This window comes from Paraburkholderia bonniea (assembly GCF_009455625.1).
GTDB lineage: Bacteria > Pseudomonadota > Gammaproteobacteria > Burkholderiales > Burkholderiaceae > Paraburkholderia > Paraburkholderia bonniea.
This window is the reverse complement of record NZ_QPEQ01000001.1, coordinates 1,063,508-1,083,813: the sequence shown is the minus strand read 5'-3', so window position 1 is coordinate 1,083,813 and position 20,306 is coordinate 1,063,508. Positions and strand designations below refer to the sequence as shown.

The following is a 20,306-nucleotide window of genomic DNA, read 5'->3' as shown; positions in this document are numbered from 1 at the left end:
CACCTGAAACTCGCTAAAAACGGGTTTCGCGCGCGGTGCGCAAAAAGGTATCGAGCAAAGGCGTGCAATCCAGCAACTCCGGGCCACCCGCGCGATGAAACTCCGGATGCCATTGCACCCCCATCACGAACGGTGCACGCCGGTAACGCACCGCTTCGATCAGGCCATCAGAGGCTGAAACGGCTTCGATATTGAGGTCGCGCCCCAACGTCTTGACCGCCTGATGGTGGATCGAATTCACCACCGCATCGCGCTGCCCGGGAAACATATGGGTCAGCGACGAGCCATCCGGGAAATGAATCGCATGGCGATGCTGGTCGTAATGCTCGCTGACGTGGGCATCGGCCGCTGGTACGTCGGTGGCGATGTCCTGATAAAGCGTGCCGCCGAATGCCACATTAATCAGTTGACACCCCCGGCAAATGCCTAGCACCGGCTTGCCCGACTCGATGAACTCATGCAGCAGTTCCAGCTCGTACATGTCGCGCACCCGGTCGCCTGGCCATTCGGGGCGGCTGGCGGTTTCGGCATAAGACTGCGGTGACACATCCGCGCCACCTTGCAGCAGCAGGCCATCCAGATTCCTCGCGTAATCGCGCAGGCGAATGTTGCTCGGATGCAGCATGCCCTCATGCCCCACCGTCGGGATCATGAACACCAGCACGTCGCGCGACATCGCCCAGTGCGCGATGGATTCCTCAAGGTACTGCAAGGTTTTGCCGCGCAGCCCCTTCGCGCCAGGCTCGGGATGAAAGATCCGGGCCGATACGCCGATCCGCAGCGTGCGCTGGGTAATCCGCTGGCCCGCACGGTCAAACAGCTGGCGCGCCCGGGCCGCAATAATGCGGCCGAACACCGACCACGCCGAATCATTGTGTTTCAGATAACGCGGCGGAGCGGGTGGCAGCGAACTCAGCGGCGGCGGGTTCGACGCGCTGAAATCAGGCTGTGCGCCAAATCCCGGCGGCAGCGTCGATGCCGGCCGAACCGCTTCCGCCGCTGGCGCTGGCGACGCTGACACTGACGCATTCGAGCCTGAGGGTGAGTCAGATGCCGCCGCAGTTGCGGTGGTACCCGCTGCCGCTGCCGCACCATCCCGCTCGGCCCCTTGCGCGCGCACGGCCGCTTCCTGCTGAGCCGTTGCAGTCGCAGCCGAGACCCGTGCTTGCGCCGCATCGCGCAATTGGGACTGAGCCTCGGATAGCGCCCCGGACTGGGCGGAATGGTCTGGTGTGAGATTCGACGCGCTGCCAGGCGCATCCGTCGCGGCGCGTGCCGCCGCTGTGCTAGTGGCTACTGGGCTGGCGGCCGAAGCCGGCGCACCACGGGCACCGGGTGCCGCAGCAGCAGAAGACGACGAAGGAGGAGGTGGAGCAGAAACAGGAGAAGCAACAACAGGAGAGGAAGGTGACGCAGCCGGAGAAGCGCGGGAGATATCAGCAGGATCAGACTTTTTTTCGTTCATAACGTTGGGCAGCCGCGCAGGCGCGCGAACGAAGAATGGGCCAGCCCGAATTATCCGCCAGCCACTCCGGCACGGCAAACCTGGCCGCCCAAGCCGGCCCTTCAGGGATCGGGCTGCTCTTCGAGCGTCTCACGCAACGCAATTTGCATCGCCGCGTGGATTTTCACGCACCAGCGCCACATCAGCATCAGCAACAGCGCCGCGCAAACCAGCACTGCGATCAGCAAGCCTGTTGGCGGCAAGATTGCGCCCGAGAGCGCGGCCACCAGCAAAAACACTCCGACCATCGACACCACCGGCACCAGATCCGAGATCGCATAGCGCAATGCGCGGGTAAAGCGTCCCGCTTTGGCTGGCTGCACGCTGACTTCGGCAAGCAGCAGCGCCAGCGACTTGGTTTTGCGAAACACGGCGACCAGAAACGGCATCGACAGCAACAGCGCCAGGCTCCACAGCACAGCGCGCTGCAGCGGCTCCGATGGCAGCCAGCGTGCCAGCCACAAGCTGGCATAAGGCGCGCTATACGACACCACGAGAAAGATCGCCACAACCAGCGCCAGATTGATCGCCACCTGCATCAGGATGCGGCGGCTCAGGCTAAACAGCGTCGGGCCGCTGGAACTGGGCCCAAGGCTGGCGAGCCATTGCGCGTAGAGCCCGAACACGTTCGAAACGGTGCGGGGCATCGCCTGGCTCAGACGCTTCGTCAGCGGATCAGCGGCGCGAATCAGGTAGGGCGTGAAGAGGGTCGTCAGCGCCGACACGGCCACGGCAATCGGGTACAGAAACGCGCTGGTTACTTTCAGAGTCAGGCCAAGCGACGCGATGATGAACGAGAACTCGCCGATCTGCGACACCGTCATGCCGACCCGCATCGCCGTGCGCCCATCCTTGCCCGCGAGAAAAGTGCCCAGCCCGCACGACACAATCTTGCCGAGCACCACCGCCACCGTAATGACCGCGATAGGCCAGGCATAGTCGATCAGCACGCGCGGATTGAGCATCAGGCCAATCGTGACGAAAAAGATCGCGGAGAACACATCGCGCAGCGGCCCGATCAGATGCTCGATGCGATGCAGGTGACGCGATTCAGCGATGATCGCGCCGATCAGAAATGCGCCCAGCGCAATGCTGTAATCGAGCTTCATCACCAGCAGGCAAAAGCCAAAGCAAAAACCCAGCACCGACACCAGCAGCATCTCGTCGCTGCGCGAACGCGCCACGTAGTTGAGCGCCCGTGGCACCAGCAAAATGCCGACTACCAGCGACACCGTCATGAACAGCAGCAGCTTGCCCAGCGTAACGGCAGCCACACCTGCGCTCAGTTCGCCGGTTTGCGCGATGCCGGTAAGCAGCACCAGCATCGCAATCGCCAGAATGTCTTCGACAATCAGAATGCCGAACACCAGCTGGGCAAACCGCTCACGCTTCAAGCCGAGTTCGGATAAAGCCTTGACGATGATGGTGGTGGATGAGATGGCGAGGATCGCGCCCAGAAACAGCGAATCCATCGAGCTCCAGCCAAACGCGCTGCCGATTTCATAACCAATCCAGAGCATCAAGACGATCTCGGACAGCGCCGCGACAATCGCTGTGGCCCCCACCCGGAACAGCTTGCGCAAGCTGAACTCAAGCCCCAGCGAAAACATCAGGAACACCATCCCTAGTTCACCGAGGGTCTGGATGGTCTGCTTGTCGTTGATGAGCTGAAACGGCGGCGTGTACGGCCCGATAATCACACCCGCTGCGATATAGCCCAGCACCACCGGCTGCTTCAGGCGATGAAACAGCACGGTGACGATGCCCGCGAAGGCCATCACCACCGCCAGATCCTGAATAAAGCCGATGCCATGATGCATAAAGACGCTCCTGATTACACGTAGTCAAACCAAGGGGGGGATGGTAACTCACAGGGGTCCGGCGGCCGCAGCAAAGCAGCGGGAAAGCGCTCTACAATTCGGCTCCAGCCGCCCTTGGTTAGCGACTGAGCGCCAAGCGCCCCCGGATACGCCAGCGTGCCCATCCGGCTAGCAGAAATTCGCAGTGCCTGGAGGTGTTTTCTCCCGTTCTCCAGCCCCGGCTCACGCTCTGCCCTGAATCTTCTTTGAGCCTTCTTTCAGCGCTTTTTAAGCCCCCGTTCACCCCCCCATTCAAGCCTCCATCGAGCCCCTTATGACCATCACTTCCACGTCCTCGACCCCGACCCCGACCCCTTTCGCTCCCCTCGCCCAGCTAGCCGCCGATCTCGCCGCTGGCCGCACCACCAGCCGGGCGCTGGTCGAAGCCGCGCTGGAGCGCATCAGCGCGCCATCTGGCCAGGGCGCTACCGTCTTTATCCAGTCCGACGCCGCTCAGGCACGCGCCGCCGCCGATGCCCAGGATCAACTACGCGCGGCGGGCACCGTGCTGTCCCCGCTCGCGGGCATCCCGGTATCAGTCAAAGATTTGTTTGATGTCGCAGGCGAGGTCACCCGCGCCGGTTCAACCGTGCTCGCCCAGAATCCGCCTGCCACAGCCGACGCTCAGGTCGTCGCGCGGCTGCGGCGCGCGGGGGCGGTGTTTGTCGGGCGCACCAACATGAGCGAATTCGCCTTCTCCGGGCTTGGCCTGAACGCGCATTTCGGCCATCCGCTATCGCCCTGGCAACGCGGCGTACCGGGGCAGGAACGGATCGCTGGCGGCTCGTCGTCAGGCGCGGCGGCCTCCGTCGCGGATGGCATGGCCGCTGTCGCGCTGGCCAGCGACACTGGTGGCTCCATCCGGATTCCAGCCGCCCTGTGCGGCCTGACCGGCTTCAAGGCAACGGCGGCGCGCATCCCGCTGCAAGGGGGCGTGCCGCTTGCGCCTTCGCTCGATTCGTATGGTGCGATTGGCGTCTCGGTGGCTTGCTGCGCGCTGATGGATCGTCTGCTCGCGGGCCTGCCCCCTGAAATTCCGGTAGCCCGGCCACTCGAAGGCGTGCGTCTGGGCGTGCTGAATCACTACGTCACCGACGACCTCGAACCCGCCGTAGCCAGCGCGATAGAGGCCGCGCTGCGTCATCTGGAAGCGGCTGGCGCGATAGTCAGCGAAGTCCGTTTCGCTGAACTGGAACGCATGCCGGAAATCAACCGCTTCGGTTTTTCTCCGATTGAAGCCTATGCATGGCATCGGCCGCTGCTCGACGCGCATCGCCAGCAATACGACCCGCGCGTGCTGAGCCGTATTCTGAAAGGCGAGCCCGCGAGTGCCGCCGATTATCTCGACCTGCTCGCTGAACGCCGCGCGATGCAGGCCGCCGCCGCGCCGCTATGGCAGCGCTTCGACGTGCTGGTCGCGCCCACCGTGCCGGTGATCGCGCCGCGCGTCGCCGATTTCGCGCATGACGACGCCAGCTTTAGCGCCTTCAATCGCGCCAATGCGCTCGTGCTGCGCAATCCAAGCGTGTTCAATTTCCTCAATAGCTGCGCGCTGTCCGTGCCCTGCCATCCGCATGGCGAAGCGCCCGTCGGGCTGATGCTGGCCAGCGCACCGTTTCACGACGACGCACTGCTGGCCATCGGCCGCGCCGTCGAAGCCGTACTGGGCCCCGTGCTCGGCTCCAGTCTCAGCGTCACCCCCAAATCAACGTCAAGCATTAACCGCTAACCCGCTAACCGTTAAGCCCCCCCCTTCACTGGCGCAGACAAGCCTGCGCCAGCCTTTCAACGCGAATGCCGGTTACCGGAACACCGGAACCACAAGCCTTCGCGCTAGAATCGCCGCAGTGCGCGGGGCTGGGTTGCCCGGTGCCTCAGCGCTCTTTTCCTCCGCTCTCCTGGCTTGCCACTCATGAATTACGACTCCGCTCCTGCGGCACTGCGCCGCGAACGCCTCCTGCTGGTTTTACTAGGCCTGGCATGTCTTGGGCTCGTCGGCGGTGCACTGTATTTTCAGTACGTCCGTCACGAAGACCCTTGTCCTTTGTGCATCCTGCAACGCTATTTCTTTTTGCTGATCGCGCTGTTCGCCTTTCTTGGCGCGCGCTTCAAGCAATGGATCGGCATCCGCGTGCTGGAAGCCATGGCCGCGCTGGCCGCCGCTGCGGGCATCGCCACTGCCGCCCGGCATGTCTATGTCCAGGCTAACCCTGGCTTCAGTTGCGGCTTCGATGCGCTGCAACCGGTGGTCGACAGCCTGCCACCGGCCACCTGGCTGCCAGGCGTGTTCAAGGTCGGCGGCCTGTGCGAAACCCTCTATCCGCCTGTACTCGGCATCTCACTGCCAGGCTGGTCCCTGCTGGCCTTCGTGATTGCGTTTATTCCGCTGGTACTGAGCCTGTGGCATAACCGCCATCGCTCGCGCTAGCCCGGTTGCCCCTGCCCACCGGGCCTGAGATGAGGCGTGGTGTTGCACCACCGCCCCTCAGGCCATGCCGGAGAAATACCTGATGCAAACCTGGCTTGCCGATCTGCAACAACTGCTGACACATGGCGATGCGGTGGTACTAGTAACAGTCGCCCGCGTTGAGGGCTCCGCGCCACGTGAAGCCGGCACCCGGATGATCGTCACCCGCGATGCAGCACGGCACACCATCGGCGGCGGCCATCTCGAATGGAAAGCCATCGAAAGCGCGCGCCAGGTCTTGCGCGAAGGCACACGCGTGCCGCATCTGCGGCGGCTTGAACGCTTCGCGCTGGGCCCCAGCCTGGGCCAGTGTTGTGGTGGTGCCGTGGTGCTCGCATTCGAGCGGCTCGATATCGGTGACCTGGGCTGGGTCACCACGCTGGCCCGGCGTCTCGCCAGCGGCACTTCGACGGTGCGCAGCGTGTCATTCGGTGCCAGCGCCGAAGCGGTGCTGCTATCGGAACCAGAAGCCGGAGTCGAACGGGCCGACTGCCTGTTGTGGGAGCATGCCGAAGCCGCCCCCGGTGGCAGCACGGCGCTGCTCACCGAGACCATCGCCCCGCGTGAATTTGCCATCGAACTGTTTGGCGCGGGCCATGTGAGTACCGCCCTGGTTCACGTGCTCGCCACACTGCCGTGCCGGGTGCGCTGGGTGGCCGAGCCTGGCGCGCCGTTCCCCGCACCTGACACACTGCCGGCCGCCAATCTCCGGTTGGAGCACAGCGCGGATTTCGCCCAGGCGGTCGCACAAGCCGCGCCGCATAGCTATTTCATCGTGATGACCCAGCACGACCCGCATGACCTCGCGCTGGCCGAACACATCTTGCGCCGGGGTGATGCGGCCTTCTTTGGCTTGCTGGGCTCGCACGCCAAGCGCCAGCAGTTCGAGCACCGCCTCGCCGCCATCGGCATCGACCCGGCGCAGATTGCCCGCATGCACTGCCCGTTAGGTGTCGCAGGTATTACCGAAAAATCGCCTGAAAGCATTGCCATCGCCACCGCCGCGCAACTGTTGCAAGCGCTCGAAGCCCAAACGGCAAAAAGATAAGCCCGCTTTACCCTCCGTCAACCGCAGTTGATTTCATCTGCTTTCCTCGCCCCCACCATGCCAGCTACCGCCCTGCACCCGAGCTTCGCCAGCAAGATTTCACACGCCCCCAAAGCCGAGCTGCACATACATATCGAAGGCTCATTAGAGCCCGAACTGATCTTCCAGCTTGCGCAGCGTAACGGCGTCAAGCTGGCTTACGACAGCGTCGAAGCATTGCGCGCCGCCTATGCCTTCACCGATCTGCAATCGTTCCTCGATATTTATTACGCGGGCGCGAGCGTGTTGCTGACCGAGCAGGATTTCTATGACATGACCCGCGCCTACACCGAACGCGCGTTGGCCGATTGCGTCGCTCACGCGGAAATTTTCTTCGACCCGCAAACCCATACCGAACGCGGCGTGCCAATCGCCACCGTGGTCGCAGGCATCGAACGCGCGCTAGCCGAGGCGCAAACGCGTGGTCTGAGCAGCAAGCTGATTCTGTGTTTTCTGCGCCATCTGCCGGAAGAAGACGCGCTGGCCACCTTCGAAGCCGCGCGGCCGCTTTTTGCGCAGTATCCGCACCGGCTGATCGGCGTCGGGCTCGATTCGTCGGAAGCGGGCCACCCGCCGGCGAAGTTCGAGCGGGTCTTCGCTCAAGCCCGCGCGGCCGGGCTGAAACTCGTCGCTCACGCTGGTGAAGAAGGGCCGCCCGCGTATATCTACGAAGCGCTTGACCTGCTACACGTAGACCGCATCGACCACGGCGTGCGCAGTCTCGAAGACCCCGCACTCGTCGCCCGCCTCGCACAGGAGCGGATCGCGCTCACGGTGTGTCCGCTGTCCAACCTGAAGCTGCGGGTGTTTGACGACATGACGCAGCACACGCTCAAGGCGCTGCTCGACGAGGGCGTAGCCGTCACGGTGAATTCAGACGATCCGGCTTATTTCGGCGGCTATGTCAACGCGAACTATCTGGCTACCATCGAAGCACTCGAACTCGACGACGCAGCGGCCTACACGCTGCTGCGCAACAGCTTCGAAGCGTCCTTCATCACCCCCGCTGAACGCGCCGCGCTACTCGCCAGACTGGAGCAGCACTGGCTGGCAGCGCTGCCAGGTGAGCACTAAGCCCAAGGCCCTCGTCCTACCGTTGGCACGCCACTGCGCCGCGCAGATTTTCCATCTCAAATTTATCTTCCGGCTGCCGCGCAAAGCCATATCGGCGTGCTAGACTCCGCCCTTCATTGGGGAGTAGCCGCCCCGCACCTGCCCCACGTTCTGCTTCTGGCGAGTTTGCCGATTCCAGATACATGGCGCGCACACTGCGGGGGCGTCTGTCAACAAGCTTGGCCTATACGGCCATGGCAGACGCAGCCTCTGGGCCTGGCGAGACCGATGATCCATGACAGCCGCTTTTTCGGGCCCGGTATGTCGTGGATCGTCGCTCGCACTTATCTCGGCCCGGGGAATTATCCAGTCATGAATCAAGCCTTTCTGATCTCAACCGGGGCAGTCACGCTCGCCGAAATCGGTGACAAAACCCAGTTGCTGTCACTCGTGCTCGCCGCACGCTATCGCAAGCCCATTCCCATCATCCTCGGTGTCTTCGTCGCCACACTGATCAATCACGCAGGCGCTGGCGCGCTCGGCGCGTGGCTCGGCGCACTCGTTACGCCAAGCGCGATGCGCTGGGTGCTGGCGGCCTCTTTTATCGCCATGGGCCTGTGGATTCTGGTGCCCGACAAGCTCGATGAAAACGACGCCAGCGCTACCCGGACCCGGCTCGGGGTTTTCAGCGCGACAGTCATCACGTTTTTCCTCGCAGAAATGGGCGATAAAACCCAGCTCGCCACCGTGGCGCTCGCCGCGCGTTTCCATGATTTTTTCGCTGTGGTGCTCGGCACGACCCTCGGCATGATGTTGGCAAACGTGCCCGCCATCGTGCTGGGTGACCGGTTCGCTCATGCACTGTCGCCCAAGGTGGTGCACGGCATCGCTGCTGTGATGTTTGTCGTGCTGGGTGCGCTGATGCTGTTTGGCGTCGGGTTCTAGCGCGGGCTAGCAAAATAGCAAATAGCGAACTGCGCGGTGCCAGGCTCGGCCAGGCCAGCGCAGAAAAGACACGGCCCGGCAGAAATATCTGCCGGGCCGTGTCTTTTATTCACGCTTGGCTTCACGCTGGCTTGATGCCTCTCAGCCCTTGCCGGGCCACCGGATTACTGCCCGGTTTTTACCGTTGCGGGTGCAGCGGATGCAGCACCCGCAACAGGCATAGCCGAAGCAGGTGCCGTCATCGGCAGCTCACTACGTGCTGGTGTATTCGGACTCAACGGAATCCTGACGGTTCGCACCACGCCATTACCCAGCGGAAAATCCGCCAGCGCGCTGCGCACCAGGTATGGCATCGCGTACACCAGCGCGGGTTGCTCGTCGATGTTGCGTGCCTGCACGCGATACACCTCCTTGCCACTGCCCCGCTCGGTCATCCGCAGGCTCAGACGGTGCGCAAACACGGGATAGCTCTGATTCACATAGCCCGCCGGGAAAGGTGCCATGGGTCCCCACGGCCCCCACGGATCAACCGGACGGCCCCAGTAATAAGGCCAGGGGTTGGCGTAATACACCGGCTGCGCCACCGTCATCGTGTCCTGGCGCACGCCATACGTCAGCGCGACCAGATAACGTGCCTCCGCCAGGTTCACCTGACGAAATGCATGAGCCGCCAGCTCACCGGCGACAAGCTGTTCATACGTGGCCTGTTCCAGATTGTTCTGCTGCTCAGCCGAACGGCTGAACGCATAGGTGCGGTTAGCGTCACTGCCGCTCCAGTCAGAAAACGCTGTCACCTGGGTCGTGACATAGGTCGTGCAGCCAGACAGCAAGGCCGTCAGCGTGATGAGCCATAAAGTGGCGGGACGCGCCCATTGGTCGAATTTCATCGTCATCCTCTCGTAACAGAACCGTCGTCGCTCGCGCAGCACGCGAAGCGCGCCCGATAATACGCCGCCCTGGCCCACAAGCTCAGAAAATCCGCGACGCCACCCAGCCCTCCGCGCCTTTGTACAATGAGCCGCCTGTATCAGGCTCGGAGTTAGCCGCTGTGCCAGTTCCCGCATCAGCCGCTGAATCAGCCTGAACCTGAACCTGAACCTGAACCTGAACCTGAAGCCGAGCCCGAGCCCGAACCTGAAGCCGCGACGGGCCCATGCCTGCCTGCTGCCACCCGTGCTGCACCGGTGCTGCGTCACGCGCCGGACGCGGCGTCCCCATTCATCGACTCATCTACTCAACCTGCCCCCACGCCCATGGCCGAATCCACCTCCCCCACCGTGATCCACCGCGCCGACTACACGCCCCCGGCCTTTCTAATCGACACCGTTGCCCTCGACTTCGATCTCGCCGCCGAACGCACGACGGTTAAAAGCACACTGCGCATGCGGCGCAACCCGGAGGTCGCGCCGGCCGCCCAGCTCGAACTAGCGGGCGAGCAACTCGAATTCGTCAGCGCCGCGCTCAATGGCAAGCCGCACCACGCCGTTCAAGTTCACGAGCATGGCCTGACGCTGGGCGAACTCCCCGGCACGTTCGAGCTGACCCTGACCGGCCATTGCCATCCCGCACAAAACACCACGCTGTCAGGGCTATATGTGTCGAGCGGGAATTTCTTCACGCAATGCGAGGCGGAAGGCTTTCGCCGCATTACGTGGTTTCTCGACCGCCCCGATGTGATGTCGATCTATACCGTCACGCTGCGCGCGGATAAAACCGCGTATCCGGTGCTGCTCTCCAACGGCAATCTGCTCGAAGCCGGTGACTTGCCAGACGGCCGTCACTTCGCCCGTTGGGAAGATCCGTTCCGCAAGCCGAGCTATCTGTTCGCCCTGGTCGCAGGCAAGCTGGTCGCGCTCGAAGAGCGGGTCCGCAGCCGCTCGGGGGCAGAAAAACTGCTGCAAGTCTGGGTCGAACCACACGACCTCGACAAAACCCGCCACGCGATGGATTCGCTGATCCACGCGATCCAGTGGGACGAAACCCGCTATGGCCTGGAACTGGATCTGGAGCGCTTCATGATCGTCGCGGTGAGCGACTTCAACATGGGGGCGATGGAAAACAAAGGGCTCAACATCTTCAACACGAAGTACGTGCTGGCTAATCCCGAAACCGCGACCGATACCGATTTCGCCAACATCGAAGCCGTGGTGGGCCACGAATACTTCCACAACTGGACCGGCAACCGCGTCACTTGCCGCGACTGGTTTCAACTGAGTTTGAAAGAAGGGCTGACGGTATTCCGCGACCAGGAATTCTCCGCCGACATGGCGGGCGGCGAGCACAACCCAGCCGCGCGCGCGACCAAACGCATCGAAGATGTCCGGGTGCTGCGCCAGATGCAATTCGCCGAAGATGCGGGCCCCATGGCCCATCCAGTACGCCCGGAAAGCTATGCCGAGATCAACAACTTCTACACCATGACGGTCTATGAAAAAGGCGCGGAAGTGGTGCGGATGTATCAGACGCTGTTTGGCCGCGCAGGCTTTCGCCGGGGCATGGACCTGTACTTCCAGCGCCACGATGGCCAGGCGGTGAGCTGTGACGATTTCCGCCAGGCGATGGCCGATGCGAACCAGCGCGATCTGACGCAATTCGAGCGCTGGTACAGCCAATCGGGCACGCCGCGGGTGAACGTGAGCACCCATTACGACGCCGCGCAGCAGCGCTATAGCGTGACGCTCGCGCAGCGCCCGGGCCGCCCGCTCGCCGCCCCCGCAGCCGCTGAGCCACTCCTGATTCCGTTCGCGCTGGGGCTAATTGACGCCAACGGTGCCGACCTGCCGCTGCGTCTAAGCGGCGAGCCTCACGCCGCCGCTGACACCACACGCGTGCTGGAGCTCACCGAGACAGAACAAACCTTCGTCTTCGAAGGAATCACCGCGCTGCCACGGCCCTCGCTGCTGCGCAATTTTTCCGCGCCGGTGATCGTGGCTTACGACTACAGCGCCGACGATCTGGCCTTTCTGCTAGCCCATGACAGCGACCCCTTCAATCGCTGGGAAGCAGGCCAGCGGCTCGCCACGCGGGCCCTGCTGACACTGGCCGAAGCCGCCGCGTGCGGCGCGCCGCTGCATCTGGACGAGCGCTTCACGGCTGCTTTCACCCAAGTGCTGAACGACACCTCGCTAAGCCCGGCGTTCCGTGAACTGGCGCTGATGCTGCCCTCCGAAACCTATCTGGCCGAGCAAATGACCGAATCGAATCCGGCTGCCGTCCATCAGGCCCGGCAATTCGCGCGCCGTCACCTGGCACAGGCGCTACAACACGAATGGGGCGCCACCTACGAGCTCAACCGCACGCCCGGCGCTTACCGCGCCACCCCCGAAGCAGCCGGCCAGCGCGCCTTGAAAAATCTCGCGCTGTCTTACCTGGCTGAACTGGATGATCCGGCTGAAGCCCTGCGTCTCGCGCAAGCGCAATATGCGGCCGCCGACAACATGACCGACCGCGCCGCCGCGCTCGCCACATTAATCAGCATTGCGGCCAGCAGCAGCAATGGCAACGGCAACAGCGAAGCCAGCGCTGCGCTGGACGACTTCTACCGCCGCTTCGAAAACGAGCCGCTGGTGATCGACAAATGGTTCGCCTTGCAAGCCACGCAGCGTGGCCGCGCGGGCCGTCCGGTACTAGAGATCGTGCGCACGCTGATGAGCCATCCAGCGTTCAACCTGAAAAACCCGAACCGCGCCCGCTCGCTGATCTTCAGCTTCTGCGCCGCCAATCCGGCGCAGTTTCACGCGGAAGATGGCTCGGGCTACGCGTTCTGGGCCGAACAGGTAATCGCCCTTGATGCGCTCAATCCGCAAGTAGCCGCACGCCTTGCGCGCTCACTGGAGCTATGGCGGCGCTTTACGCCGGTGCTGCGCGACGGCATGCGCGCAGCGCTGGAACAAGTCGCCACGCAAGTGCGCTCACGCGACGTCAAGGAGATTGTGGAAAAAGCACTGAGCTAAGTCTTGCCAGGTAACGCAAACAAACGCACTGAAGCCCGCCAGCAGAGATTGCTGGCGGGCTTCGTTCATGCTGCACGCTGCACGCGCCGCTTGAATGCGTTCAAGCGCTCATCACGCCACCGCATGCGTCCTGGCGGCACGCAACGCTAGCGCGGCACGGGCTTTCTTCGCCGCTTCGACCATCGCCACCAGCGCGGGGTCCACTTGCTGCCAGTCACGCGTCTTGAGGCCGCAGTCAGGATTGACCCACAAACGCTGCGCCGGAATCCGCTCCAGTGCCAGGCCGATCAACGCGGCCATTTCATCAGCCGTCGGCACCCGTGGAGAATGAATGTCATAGACACCCGGGCCAATCTCGTTCGGGTATTCGAAGGTTTCGAAGGCATCGAGCAACTCCATGTTCGAGCGCGTCGTTTCAATCGAAATCACATCCGCATCAAGCGCCGCGATCGACGGCAGAATGTCGCCGAATTCCGAATAGCACATGTGTGTGTGGATCTGCGTCTCGTCTTTCACCCCAGACGCCGCGACGCGAAACGCCTGTACCGCCCAGCGCAGATACGCTGCACGCTCACGCGCCTTCAATGGCAAGCCTTCACGCAACGCGGGCTCGTCGATCTGGATCATGCCGATATGCGCCGCCTCCAGCGCCTGGGTTTCCTGGCGCAGCGCCAGTGCAATTTGCAACGCGGTTTGCGAGCGCGGCTGGTCATCGCGTACGAACGACCACTGCAGCATCGTCACCGGCCCCGTCAACATGCCCTTCACCGGCTTGTCCGTCAGCGACTGCGCATAGGTGGCCCAGCCCACTGTCATCGGCTCGGGCAGATACACATCACCGTAGATCAGCGGCGGCTTCACGCAACGTGAGCCATAGCTTTGCACCCAGCCGTTGGCAGTAATCGCGTAACCCCATAACAGCTCGCCGAAGTACTCCACCATGTCGTTGCGCTCGGCTTCGCCATGCACCAGCACATCGAGGCCATACGACAACTGCTTGTCGATCGCCTGACGAATGTGCCCGCGCATCGCTTCAAGGTAGTCGAGATGGCTCAGGCCCCCTTGCTTGTACGCCGCCCGGGCCGCGCGAATCTCAGCGGTCTGCGGAAACGAGCCAATGGTCGTGGTCGGCAACAGCGGCAACGCAAAGCGCTCGCGCTGCACCTGCGCACGCTGCGCATAGCCCGACGAACGCTGTGCCTGAGCCTCGGTCAGCGCCTCAACCTGACGCTTGACCAGCGGATTGTGAATCCGGCTCGATGTACGGCGCGCCGCCGCAGCGGCACGCGCGGCATCGAACTCGGCGGCGGCAACGTCACGGCCCTGCGTCAGCGCATCGCGCAGCAGCGCGACTTCGCGCACTTTTTGCACGGCAAAGGCTAGCCAGCTGCGCAGCTCGGCATCCAGCCGGGGCTCATGGTTGAGATCGACGGGCGCATGAAGCAGCGAGCAACTACTGCCGACCCACAAGCGCTCACCCAGTTGCGCACGTGCTGCCTCAAGACGCGCCAGCGTTGCATCGAGGTCATTGCGCCAGACATTGCGTCCATCCACAACGCCACACGACAACACTTTGTCCGCCGGATAATCCGCCAGAAAAATTTCGAGCTGAGCCGGGGCGCGCACCAGATCCAGATGCAGCCCAGCCACAGGCAATGCCTTAAGCCATGCCGCGTGCTCGCTGACATCATCGAAGCAAGTGGTGAACAGCAGCTTCGGCGCATGCGGTGCCAGCGCGGCGTAAGCCGCCGGTGCCGCCGCGCGCCAGGCTTCGGGCAAATCCAGCGCGAAAATCGGCTCGTCGATCTGCACCCATTCGACCCCCTGCTCACGCAAACGCGCCAGCAAACGCTGATACGCGGGCAGCAGACGCTCAAGCAAGCTCAGCGTATCGCTCAAGCCATCGCGCGCCTTGCCCAGCCACAGCAGGCTCAACGGCCCCACCAGCGCGACCTTTGGCTGATGTCCAGCCGCCTGAGCCTCGCTCACTTCATCGAAGAGCCACTCGACGCCTGGGCCAAATTGCGTCGCGGGGGAATACTCAGGCACCAGGTAGTGATAGTTCGTATCGAACCATTTGGTCATTTCCATCGCGGGCTGCGCCGGATTGCCCCGCGCCAGCGCAAAGTACTGCGCCAGCGTGAGCTGCGCCGCGTCGAAGCCAAAACGCTGCGGCAAGCCACCGACATGCGCCAGGGTCGTCAGCACATGGTCGTACCACGCGAAATCGCCCACCGTGACATACGTCAAACCACCGTCTTGTTGCGTGCGCCAATGGCTAGCGCGCAACGCGCGGCCGGTGTCGCGCAGCGCCGCCTCATCCTGCGCCTTCATGCCATCGCGCCAATACCGCTCCAGCGCGAATTTCAGTTCACGATCCGCGCCAATGCGCGGAAAACCCAGGATGTGTGCCGTGCTCATGGTGTCCTCTAGTCCAAGAATGGACACCAGTATTCATTCCGGTAATTTATTATTCAAACGAAAATTTTTGTGAATTATCATGAATTTTATTCATGCTTCATTCAGGCATTTATTTGATGAATTTACCCGGCTCAGTTCACGCTCGATTCACGTCCAACTGACGCCCGATTCGAACCCTTTCACGCCATCTCACACCCAGCCATTCCGCCATGATTCGCTCCCCGCTCGAACTCCGCCACCTGCAAACGCTGCTGGCGCTACGCGATACCGGCAACCTGTCGCGTGCCGCGCAGTTGCTCTGCCTGACGCAATCCGCGCTGTCGCATCAACTCAAAGCCCTTGAAGCGCATTTCGGCATGCCGCTCTTTGTCCGCAAATCAGCGCCGCTCAGCTTCACTCCCGGAGGCAAACGGCTGCTCACGCTGGCCGCCGAGGTCGTCCCCGCGATCGAAGCTGCCGAACGTGACGTTGCCCGCCTCGCGCTGGGCACAGGCGGCATGCTGCGCATCGCGGTGGAATGCCATACCTGCTTCGATTGGCTAATGCCCGCGATGGATGTGTTCCGCCAGCGCTGGCCAGAAGTTGAGCTCGATATCGTGTCGGGCTTTCATGCCGATCCCATCGGCCTGCTCCACCAGGATCGCGCGGACCTCGCCATCGTCGCCGAAGCAGATCCGGATGAAGCCGTCACCTACCACCCGCTATTTCGCTTCCAGATCGTCGGCCTTGTCGGCAACGATCACGCGCTGGCGCATGAAGCCGCGCTCACGGCCGAGCATTTCCGCGACGAAACCCTGATTACCTACCCCGTGCCGGACGACATGCTGGATATCGTGCGCCAGGTGCTCAAACCCGCAGGCATCGAGCCCCGGCGACGCACCTCCGAGCTGACCGTCGCCATCCTGCAACTAGTCGCCAGCCGTCGCGGCATTGCCGCGCTGCCGCTCTGGGCGGTCTCGACCTACCTCGACAAGCACTACGTCAGCGCCCGCCCAGTGCTCACGGCCAGCAACACCGCGCTGGCCGGTGAGCTCTACGCCGCCACGCTGCCCGCGTTTGCCAAGCGTCCCTACGCGGTCGATTTCGTCTCGACCATGCGGGAAACCAGCGTCCTGACCCTGCCCCAAATCGAGCTGCTCTGAGCCCAAACCGGCCACCCCCGCTACCCGCCGCATCACCTGACATCAACGGTCATCACCAGACGCGACACGTGCAAACGCGATCAAGCCACGCACACACGGGTAAAATCGCCGCTTCTCACGCTCTTCCGTTCCTCTCTGGCCCGCTGTGACCTTGCCGGTCTGGCTTGCCGCTTCGCTTTCCTGGAGTCTTTCGATGGCTTTACAGCGCCGCACCACGCTCACGAAATATCTGATCGAGCAACAACGCGAAAACAACAACCTGCCCGCCGACCTGCGCCTGCTAATTGAAGTCGTGGCGCGCGCCTGCAAGGCGATCAGTTATCACGTCAGCAAAGGCGCGCTGGGCGAGGCGCTCGGCAGCGCAGGCAGCGAGAACGTGCAGGGCGAAGTGCAAAAGAAGCTCGACATCCTCTCGAATGAAATCCTGCTGGACGCTAACGAATGGGGCGGCAACCTCGCGGGCATGGCGTCCGAAGAAATGGAAACGTTCTTTCCCATCCCCAGCAACTATCCGAGAGGCGAATATTTACTAGTCTTCGATCCGCTCGATGGCTCGTCGAATATCGATGTAAACGTATCGATTGGCACGATTTTCTCGGTGCTGCGCTGCCCGGACGGCCAGCAGCCCACCGAGCAATCGTTTCTGCAACCCGGCACCCAGCAAGTCGCAGCAGGCTACGCGGTGTATGGGCCACAAACCGTGCTGGTGCTCACCACCGGCAATGGCGTGAACTGCTTCACGCTCGACCGCGAACTCGGCTCATGGGTGCTCACCCAAAGCAACATGCAGATTCCCGTCGACACCCGCGAATACGCGATCAACGCATCGAACGAACGCCACTGGTATCCCCCCGTCCAGCGCTATGTCGACGAACTTTTAGCCGGCAAGGAAGGCCCACGCCAGGCTGATTTCAATACTCGCTGGATTGCCTCGATGGTGGCCGATGTGCACCGCATCCTGAACCGTGGCGGCATTTTTATGTACCCGGCCGACAAGCGCACGCCCGACAAGCCAGGCAAGCTACGGTTGATGTACGAAGCCAATCCGATGGCATTTATCGTGGAGCAGGCAGGGGGTGCGGCAACCAATGGAACGCAGCGCATTCTCGATGTGGCACCGCAAAGCCTGCATGAACGAATCGCCGTATTTCTTGGCTCAAAAAACGAAGTTGAACGCGTGACCCGCTACCATCTCGAAACAAAAAATTGACCGGCAGGCTTGTCAACGAGACGGAAAAATTCATATAATCGCGGTTCTCGTGATGCCGGTGTAGCTCAGTTGGTAGAGCAGCGCATTCGTAATGCGAAGGTCGGGGGTTCGACTCCTCTCTCCGGCACCAACCGTTTCAGGCAAAAAGCCCAGTCAAATCTGACTGGGCTTTTTGTTTTTCTGCGCCGTGCTATCGGCGGCTATCGGCGGCTATCGGCGCGCCGATAGCCGGCCTTCCACACGCCACCGGTATTGATCGGCTCGCTCACCCCCATCGAGCACGCTATGCCTCAGCGCCACCAGTTGCGGCTTGGGCCTTTGGCGCGCACAAACTGCCCGCGTATAACGTGCGTCACTGCGCAGCCACACGCCCGCCACCATCCTCTTATGCCTGAGTTCAGGCGAACAATGCGCTGCAGCGACCTGTGCCATGTCACACGCATTTCGCGGCATACCTTCCGGCATCAAAATTATTTCCCATAACGAATCAATTGGTTTTTTATAAAAACAAGAAAAAATAGTGCGCTTCCGCTAAAAAAATTCCTTGCTTACATTTAAAAAACACCTTGGCTGTGCCGGGGCCTGAATTTTTGACTGGACACACGCTATAGCCACTCCATGACGCCATGCGATCCGTCTGTCGAAATAGAAATAAAAATGACACCTACGCGAGCCTTCCTTGCCTGGCTAGCGAACATCAAGCGACGCCTCAGACACCGCATCAAGCATGCGGACCTACTCGCCACGAATCACGTCACGCATCAGACGCTCAGGTCATGCAACGTTTCATCTTGATGCGCTCCCGCCTCACCTAAACCAGGACGCCAGGAAATTTTTCTGCAGACGAAGCCCCCAGGCATTGACGCGAAGCATGCTCGCCAGCTCTAGCGCTCTAACCAGCACGCTCGCACAGTTTCTTCTTGCGCTCACACCTCAAACTTCCATGCAGCCACATGCACCACTTAAGCTTCAAACCATCACTTAGTTAACTTAACGAATCACGCGAAAATTAATTGATCGGACAACCAATAAACGATGATGAAAACAAAGCCATCAGCCAAAAAAATTTGCCCCTGATCTTCACAAGAATTCGCGCCGATTTACAACGAAGCCCATATCAAATTTCATTTGGGAATGGTCCTAAATGAATCATCAATACATCCTCCTAGTATCCAACTGTCCTATGCGTCACGCATTCAAGGACGGACCTACAAGCCTTTACTGTTACAACTAACGTAGTGGATACATCATGCTAAAACCCCTCGTCATCAGCGGTCTGGTCACCAGTTTGCTGGGCTTTTCTCTCCCCTCTTTCGCCTCGGATGGCACGATCACCATCAGCGGCAGCATCACGGACACCACCTGCACTATCAGCATCTCCGGCTCTGGTGGAGCCGATGCCACAGTCACGCTTCCCCCGACGTCCAAAAGCACACTAAAAACAGCCAACAGCACCGCAGGCGCAACGCCCTTTACGGTCTCGCTCGGCGGAACAGCCGCCACCTGTACTGACGGCAAGCTCGCCAAGATGTACTTCGATGGCGGCGATATCAATTACGTCACCGGCAATCTGAAAAACACAGGAACCGCCCCCAACGTCGAGGTCCAGCTCGTCAATGGTGATGGCACTGCAATCAAGATTGGCGACATCTCGACGATCAAGGGAGCAACGATCGCTGGCAACAAGGCCACCATCGTTTACGCCGCTCGCTACATCTCGCCAGCGGGCAACGCTGGATCCGGCAATGTCACATCGAAAGTGACTTATTCGATGACCTACAACTAAGCCTGTCGCAGTACCGGTGTGCCACTAAACCTGGCACACCGCGCATCCGCGATTCCCGGAAAGCACACAGATGCTCCGTCTTTCTCACGCCAATCTGTCCAGATAAAGTCATGACTATCGTCTCCAAACTCGTACGCGCACTGGCGCTAGGCACCTTGATCGCCACCGCCAGCACAGCGCATAGCAGCATTGTCATCAATGGCACACGTGTGATTTACAACGCCGACGAGCGCGAGACAACCACCCGCCTGACCAATGAGAACAGTTACCCCGTACTGATTCAGGCATGGATAAGCGCAACCGATAAAGACGATACACCGGACAAATCCAGCGCACCTTTTGTCATCACGCCCCCCGTTGCTCAAATTGATTCAGGCAAGGGGCAAGCGCTGCGCATCATGTACACCGGTGCACCGCTGCCCAACGACAAAGAATCGGTCTTTTATCTGAGCGTGCTTGAGGTTCCGCCGCGCGCTGCGGGGGCCGGTTCCGAAAATCTGCTGCAGGTCGCGCTACGAACGCGGATCAAGCTGTTTTACCGTCCGGCCGGCCTGCCCGGCTCAGCGGCCGGTGCGCCCACGCAGCTTGCATGGCAACTCATCGCGCTGGGTGCGAACAAAGGCATGGCGCTAAAGGCAAGCAACCCAACGGCCTATTACGTCTCGCTCGGCGAGGTCCAGTTCAACTCGGCCGGTCACCACTACGACGCGGGCAGCGGCATGGTTGCGCCAGGTGATTCAAAGACATTCCCGCTCAAAAACCTGGCAGCGCCTGCTGCGGGTGAGGTCACGTTTAAAAGCATTGACGACTACGGCTCGATGGTGACGGGCAACCAGACAATCAAGCCTTGATGCCCGAATAGTCGCCCCGCTGCAAAAC

The 20,306-nt window shown here is 61.6% G+C and carries 15 protein-coding genes, 1 tRNA gene and 1 riboswitch; of the genes, 11 read left to right on the top strand and 5 right to left on the bottom strand.

Annotation, left to right across the window (positions count from 1 at the left end; all coding sequences use genetic code 11):
* Nucleotides 1-13 precede the first annotated feature (13 nt).
* Nucleotides 14-1,465 (bottom strand): gamma-glutamyl-gamma-aminobutyrate hydrolase family protein, encoded by a 1,452-nt coding sequence (locus tag GH656_RS04725; RefSeq protein WP_153074818.1) that lies wholly within the window; start codon nt 1,463-1,465, stop codon nt 14-16.
* 101 nt (nt 1,466-1,566) lie between these two features.
* The gene (locus GH656_RS04720; RefSeq protein WP_153074817.1) at nt 1,567-3,324 is read right to left on the bottom strand and encodes a cation:proton antiporter; all 1,758 of its coding nucleotides are present in this window, start codon (nt 3,322-3,324) and stop codon (nt 1,567-1,569) included.
* A 313-nt stretch (nt 3,325-3,637) separates the two neighbouring features.
* On the opposite strand from GH656_RS04720, the gene GH656_RS04715 reads away from it, so the two are divergent.
* From GH656_RS04715 to GH656_RS04695, 5 genes are all read left to right on the top strand, one after another.
* Nucleotides 3,638-5,092 carry an amidase gene (locus GH656_RS04715; RefSeq protein ID WP_153074816.1) on the top strand — a complete coding sequence of 485 codons (1,455 nt, stop codon included), beginning with the start codon at nt 3,638-3,640 and terminating at the stop codon, nt 5,090-5,092.
* A 183-nt stretch (nt 5,093-5,275) separates the two neighbouring features.
* On the top strand, nt 5,276-5,791 hold the full coding sequence (locus GH656_RS04710) for a disulfide bond formation protein B (protein WP_153074815.1): 516 nt from the start codon (nt 5,276-5,278) through the stop codon (nt 5,789-5,791).
* An 82-nt stretch (nt 5,792-5,873) separates the two neighbouring features.
* Entirely contained in the window at nt 5,874-6,878 is a 1,005-nt protein-coding gene (gene xdhC / locus GH656_RS04705; protein ID WP_153074814.1) for a xanthine dehydrogenase accessory protein XdhC, read from the top strand.
* A 57-nt stretch (nt 6,879-6,935) separates the two neighbouring features.
* Entirely contained in the window at nt 6,936-7,991 is a 1,056-nt protein-coding gene (locus GH656_RS04700) for an adenosine deaminase (RefSeq protein ID WP_153074813.1), read from the top strand.
* Between the two features lie 106 nt (nt 7,992-8,097).
* Nucleotides 8,098-8,334: riboswitch (yybP-ykoY riboswitch) on the top strand.
* A gap of 8 nt (nt 8,335-8,342) precedes the next feature.
* Nucleotides 8,343-8,915, top strand: a complete 573-nt coding sequence (locus tag GH656_RS04695) for a TMEM165/GDT1 family protein (protein ID WP_153076554.1) — start codon at nt 8,343-8,345, stop codon at nt 8,913-8,915.
* A gap of 164 nt (nt 8,916-9,079) precedes the next feature.
* Here GH656_RS04695 and GH656_RS04690 read toward each other — a convergent pair whose 3' ends face one another.
* Nucleotides 9,080-9,802: a DUF4136 domain-containing protein gene (locus GH656_RS04690; protein WP_153074812.1), complete on the bottom strand. Its 723-nt coding sequence runs from the start codon at nt 9,800-9,802 to the stop codon at nt 9,080-9,082.
* A gap of 82 nt (nt 9,803-9,884) precedes the next feature.
* Entirely contained in the window at nt 9,885-10,133 is a 249-nt protein-coding gene (locus GH656_RS17730; protein WP_174769695.1) for a hypothetical protein, read from the bottom strand.
* Nucleotides 10,134-10,168: 35 nt separating this feature from the next.
* On the opposite strand from GH656_RS17730, the gene pepN reads away from it, so the two are divergent.
* On the top strand, nt 10,169-12,868 hold the full coding sequence (gene pepN, locus GH656_RS04680) for an aminopeptidase N (RefSeq protein WP_153074811.1): 2,700 nt from the start codon (nt 10,169-10,171) through the stop codon (nt 12,866-12,868).
* 111 nt (nt 12,869-12,979) lie between these two features.
* Here pepN and metE read toward each other — a convergent pair whose 3' ends face one another.
* Nucleotides 12,980-15,289, bottom strand: coding sequence for a 5-methyltetrahydropteroyltriglutamate--homocysteine S-methyltransferase (gene metE, locus GH656_RS04675; RefSeq protein ID WP_153074810.1), 2,310 nt, complete (start codon nt 15,287-15,289; stop codon nt 12,980-12,982).
* 209 nt (nt 15,290-15,498) lie between these two features.
* Here metE and GH656_RS04670 point away from each other — a divergent pair, with 209 nt between their 5' ends.
* The 5 genes from GH656_RS04670 to GH656_RS04650 all read left to right on the top strand — a co-directional run bounded on the left by GH656_RS04670 (nt 15,499) and on the right by GH656_RS04650 (nt 20,278).
* Nucleotides 15,499-16,431: a LysR family transcriptional regulator gene (locus tag GH656_RS04670; protein WP_153074809.1), complete on the top strand. Its 933-nt coding sequence runs from the start codon at nt 15,499-15,501 to the stop codon at nt 16,429-16,431.
* Between the two features lie 193 nt (nt 16,432-16,624).
* Nucleotides 16,625-17,641 (top strand): class 1 fructose-bisphosphatase, encoded by a 1,017-nt coding sequence (locus GH656_RS04665; RefSeq protein ID WP_153074808.1) that lies wholly within the window; start codon nt 16,625-16,627, stop codon nt 17,639-17,641.
* A 54-nt stretch (nt 17,642-17,695) separates the two neighbouring features.
* A tRNA-Thr gene (locus GH656_RS04660) sits at nt 17,696-17,771 on the top strand.
* A 1,119-nt stretch (nt 17,772-18,890) separates the two neighbouring features.
* On the top strand, nt 18,891-19,427 hold the full coding sequence (locus tag GH656_RS04655; protein WP_153074807.1) for a fimbrial protein: 537 nt from the start codon (nt 18,891-18,893) through the stop codon (nt 19,425-19,427).
* Nucleotides 19,428-19,537: 110 nt separating this feature from the next.
* Nucleotides 19,538-20,278: a fimbrial biogenesis chaperone gene (locus tag GH656_RS04650; protein ID WP_153074806.1), complete on the top strand. Its 741-nt coding sequence runs from the start codon at nt 19,538-19,540 to the stop codon at nt 20,276-20,278.
* Nucleotides 20,279-20,306 lie beyond the last annotated feature (28 nt).

Coding starts and splice junctions, on each gene's coding strand:
- GH656_RS04725 (WP_153074818.1), bottom strand. CDS start 1,465: ATGAACGAAAAAAAGTCTGATCCTGCTGATATCTCCCGCGCTTCTCCG.
- GH656_RS04720 (WP_153074817.1), bottom strand. CDS start 3,324: ATGCATCATGGCATCGGCTTTATTCAGGATCTGGCGGTGGTGATGGCC.
- GH656_RS04715 (WP_153074816.1), top strand. CDS start 3,638: ATGACCATCACTTCCACGTCCTCGACCCCGACCCCGACCCCTTTCGCT.
- GH656_RS04710 (WP_153074815.1), top strand. CDS start 5,276: ATGAATTACGACTCCGCTCCTGCGGCACTGCGCCGCGAACGCCTCCTG.
- xdhC (WP_153074814.1), top strand. CDS start 5,874: ATGCAAACCTGGCTTGCCGATCTGCAACAACTGCTGACACATGGCGAT.
- GH656_RS04700 (WP_153074813.1), top strand. CDS start 6,936: ATGCCAGCTACCGCCCTGCACCCGAGCTTCGCCAGCAAGATTTCACAC.
- GH656_RS04695 (WP_153076554.1), top strand. CDS start 8,343: ATGAATCAAGCCTTTCTGATCTCAACCGGGGCAGTCACGCTCGCCGAA.
- GH656_RS04690 (WP_153074812.1), bottom strand. CDS start 9,802: ATGAAATTCGACCAATGGGCGCGTCCCGCCACTTTATGGCTCATCACG.
- GH656_RS17730 (WP_174769695.1), bottom strand. CDS start 10,133: ATGGGGACGCCGCGTCCGGCGCGTGACGCAGCACCGGTGCAGCACGGG.
- pepN (WP_153074811.1), top strand. CDS start 10,169: ATGGCCGAATCCACCTCCCCCACCGTGATCCACCGCGCCGACTACACG.
- metE (WP_153074810.1), bottom strand. CDS start 15,289: ATGAGCACGGCACACATCCTGGGTTTTCCGCGCATTGGCGCGGATCGT.
- GH656_RS04670 (WP_153074809.1), top strand. CDS start 15,499: ATGATTCGCTCCCCGCTCGAACTCCGCCACCTGCAAACGCTGCTGGCG.
- GH656_RS04665 (WP_153074808.1), top strand. CDS start 16,625: ATGGCTTTACAGCGCCGCACCACGCTCACGAAATATCTGATCGAGCAA.
- GH656_RS04655 (WP_153074807.1), top strand. CDS start 18,891: ATGCTAAAACCCCTCGTCATCAGCGGTCTGGTCACCAGTTTGCTGGGC.
- GH656_RS04650 (WP_153074806.1), top strand. CDS start 19,538: ATGACTATCGTCTCCAAACTCGTACGCGCACTGGCGCTAGGCACCTTG.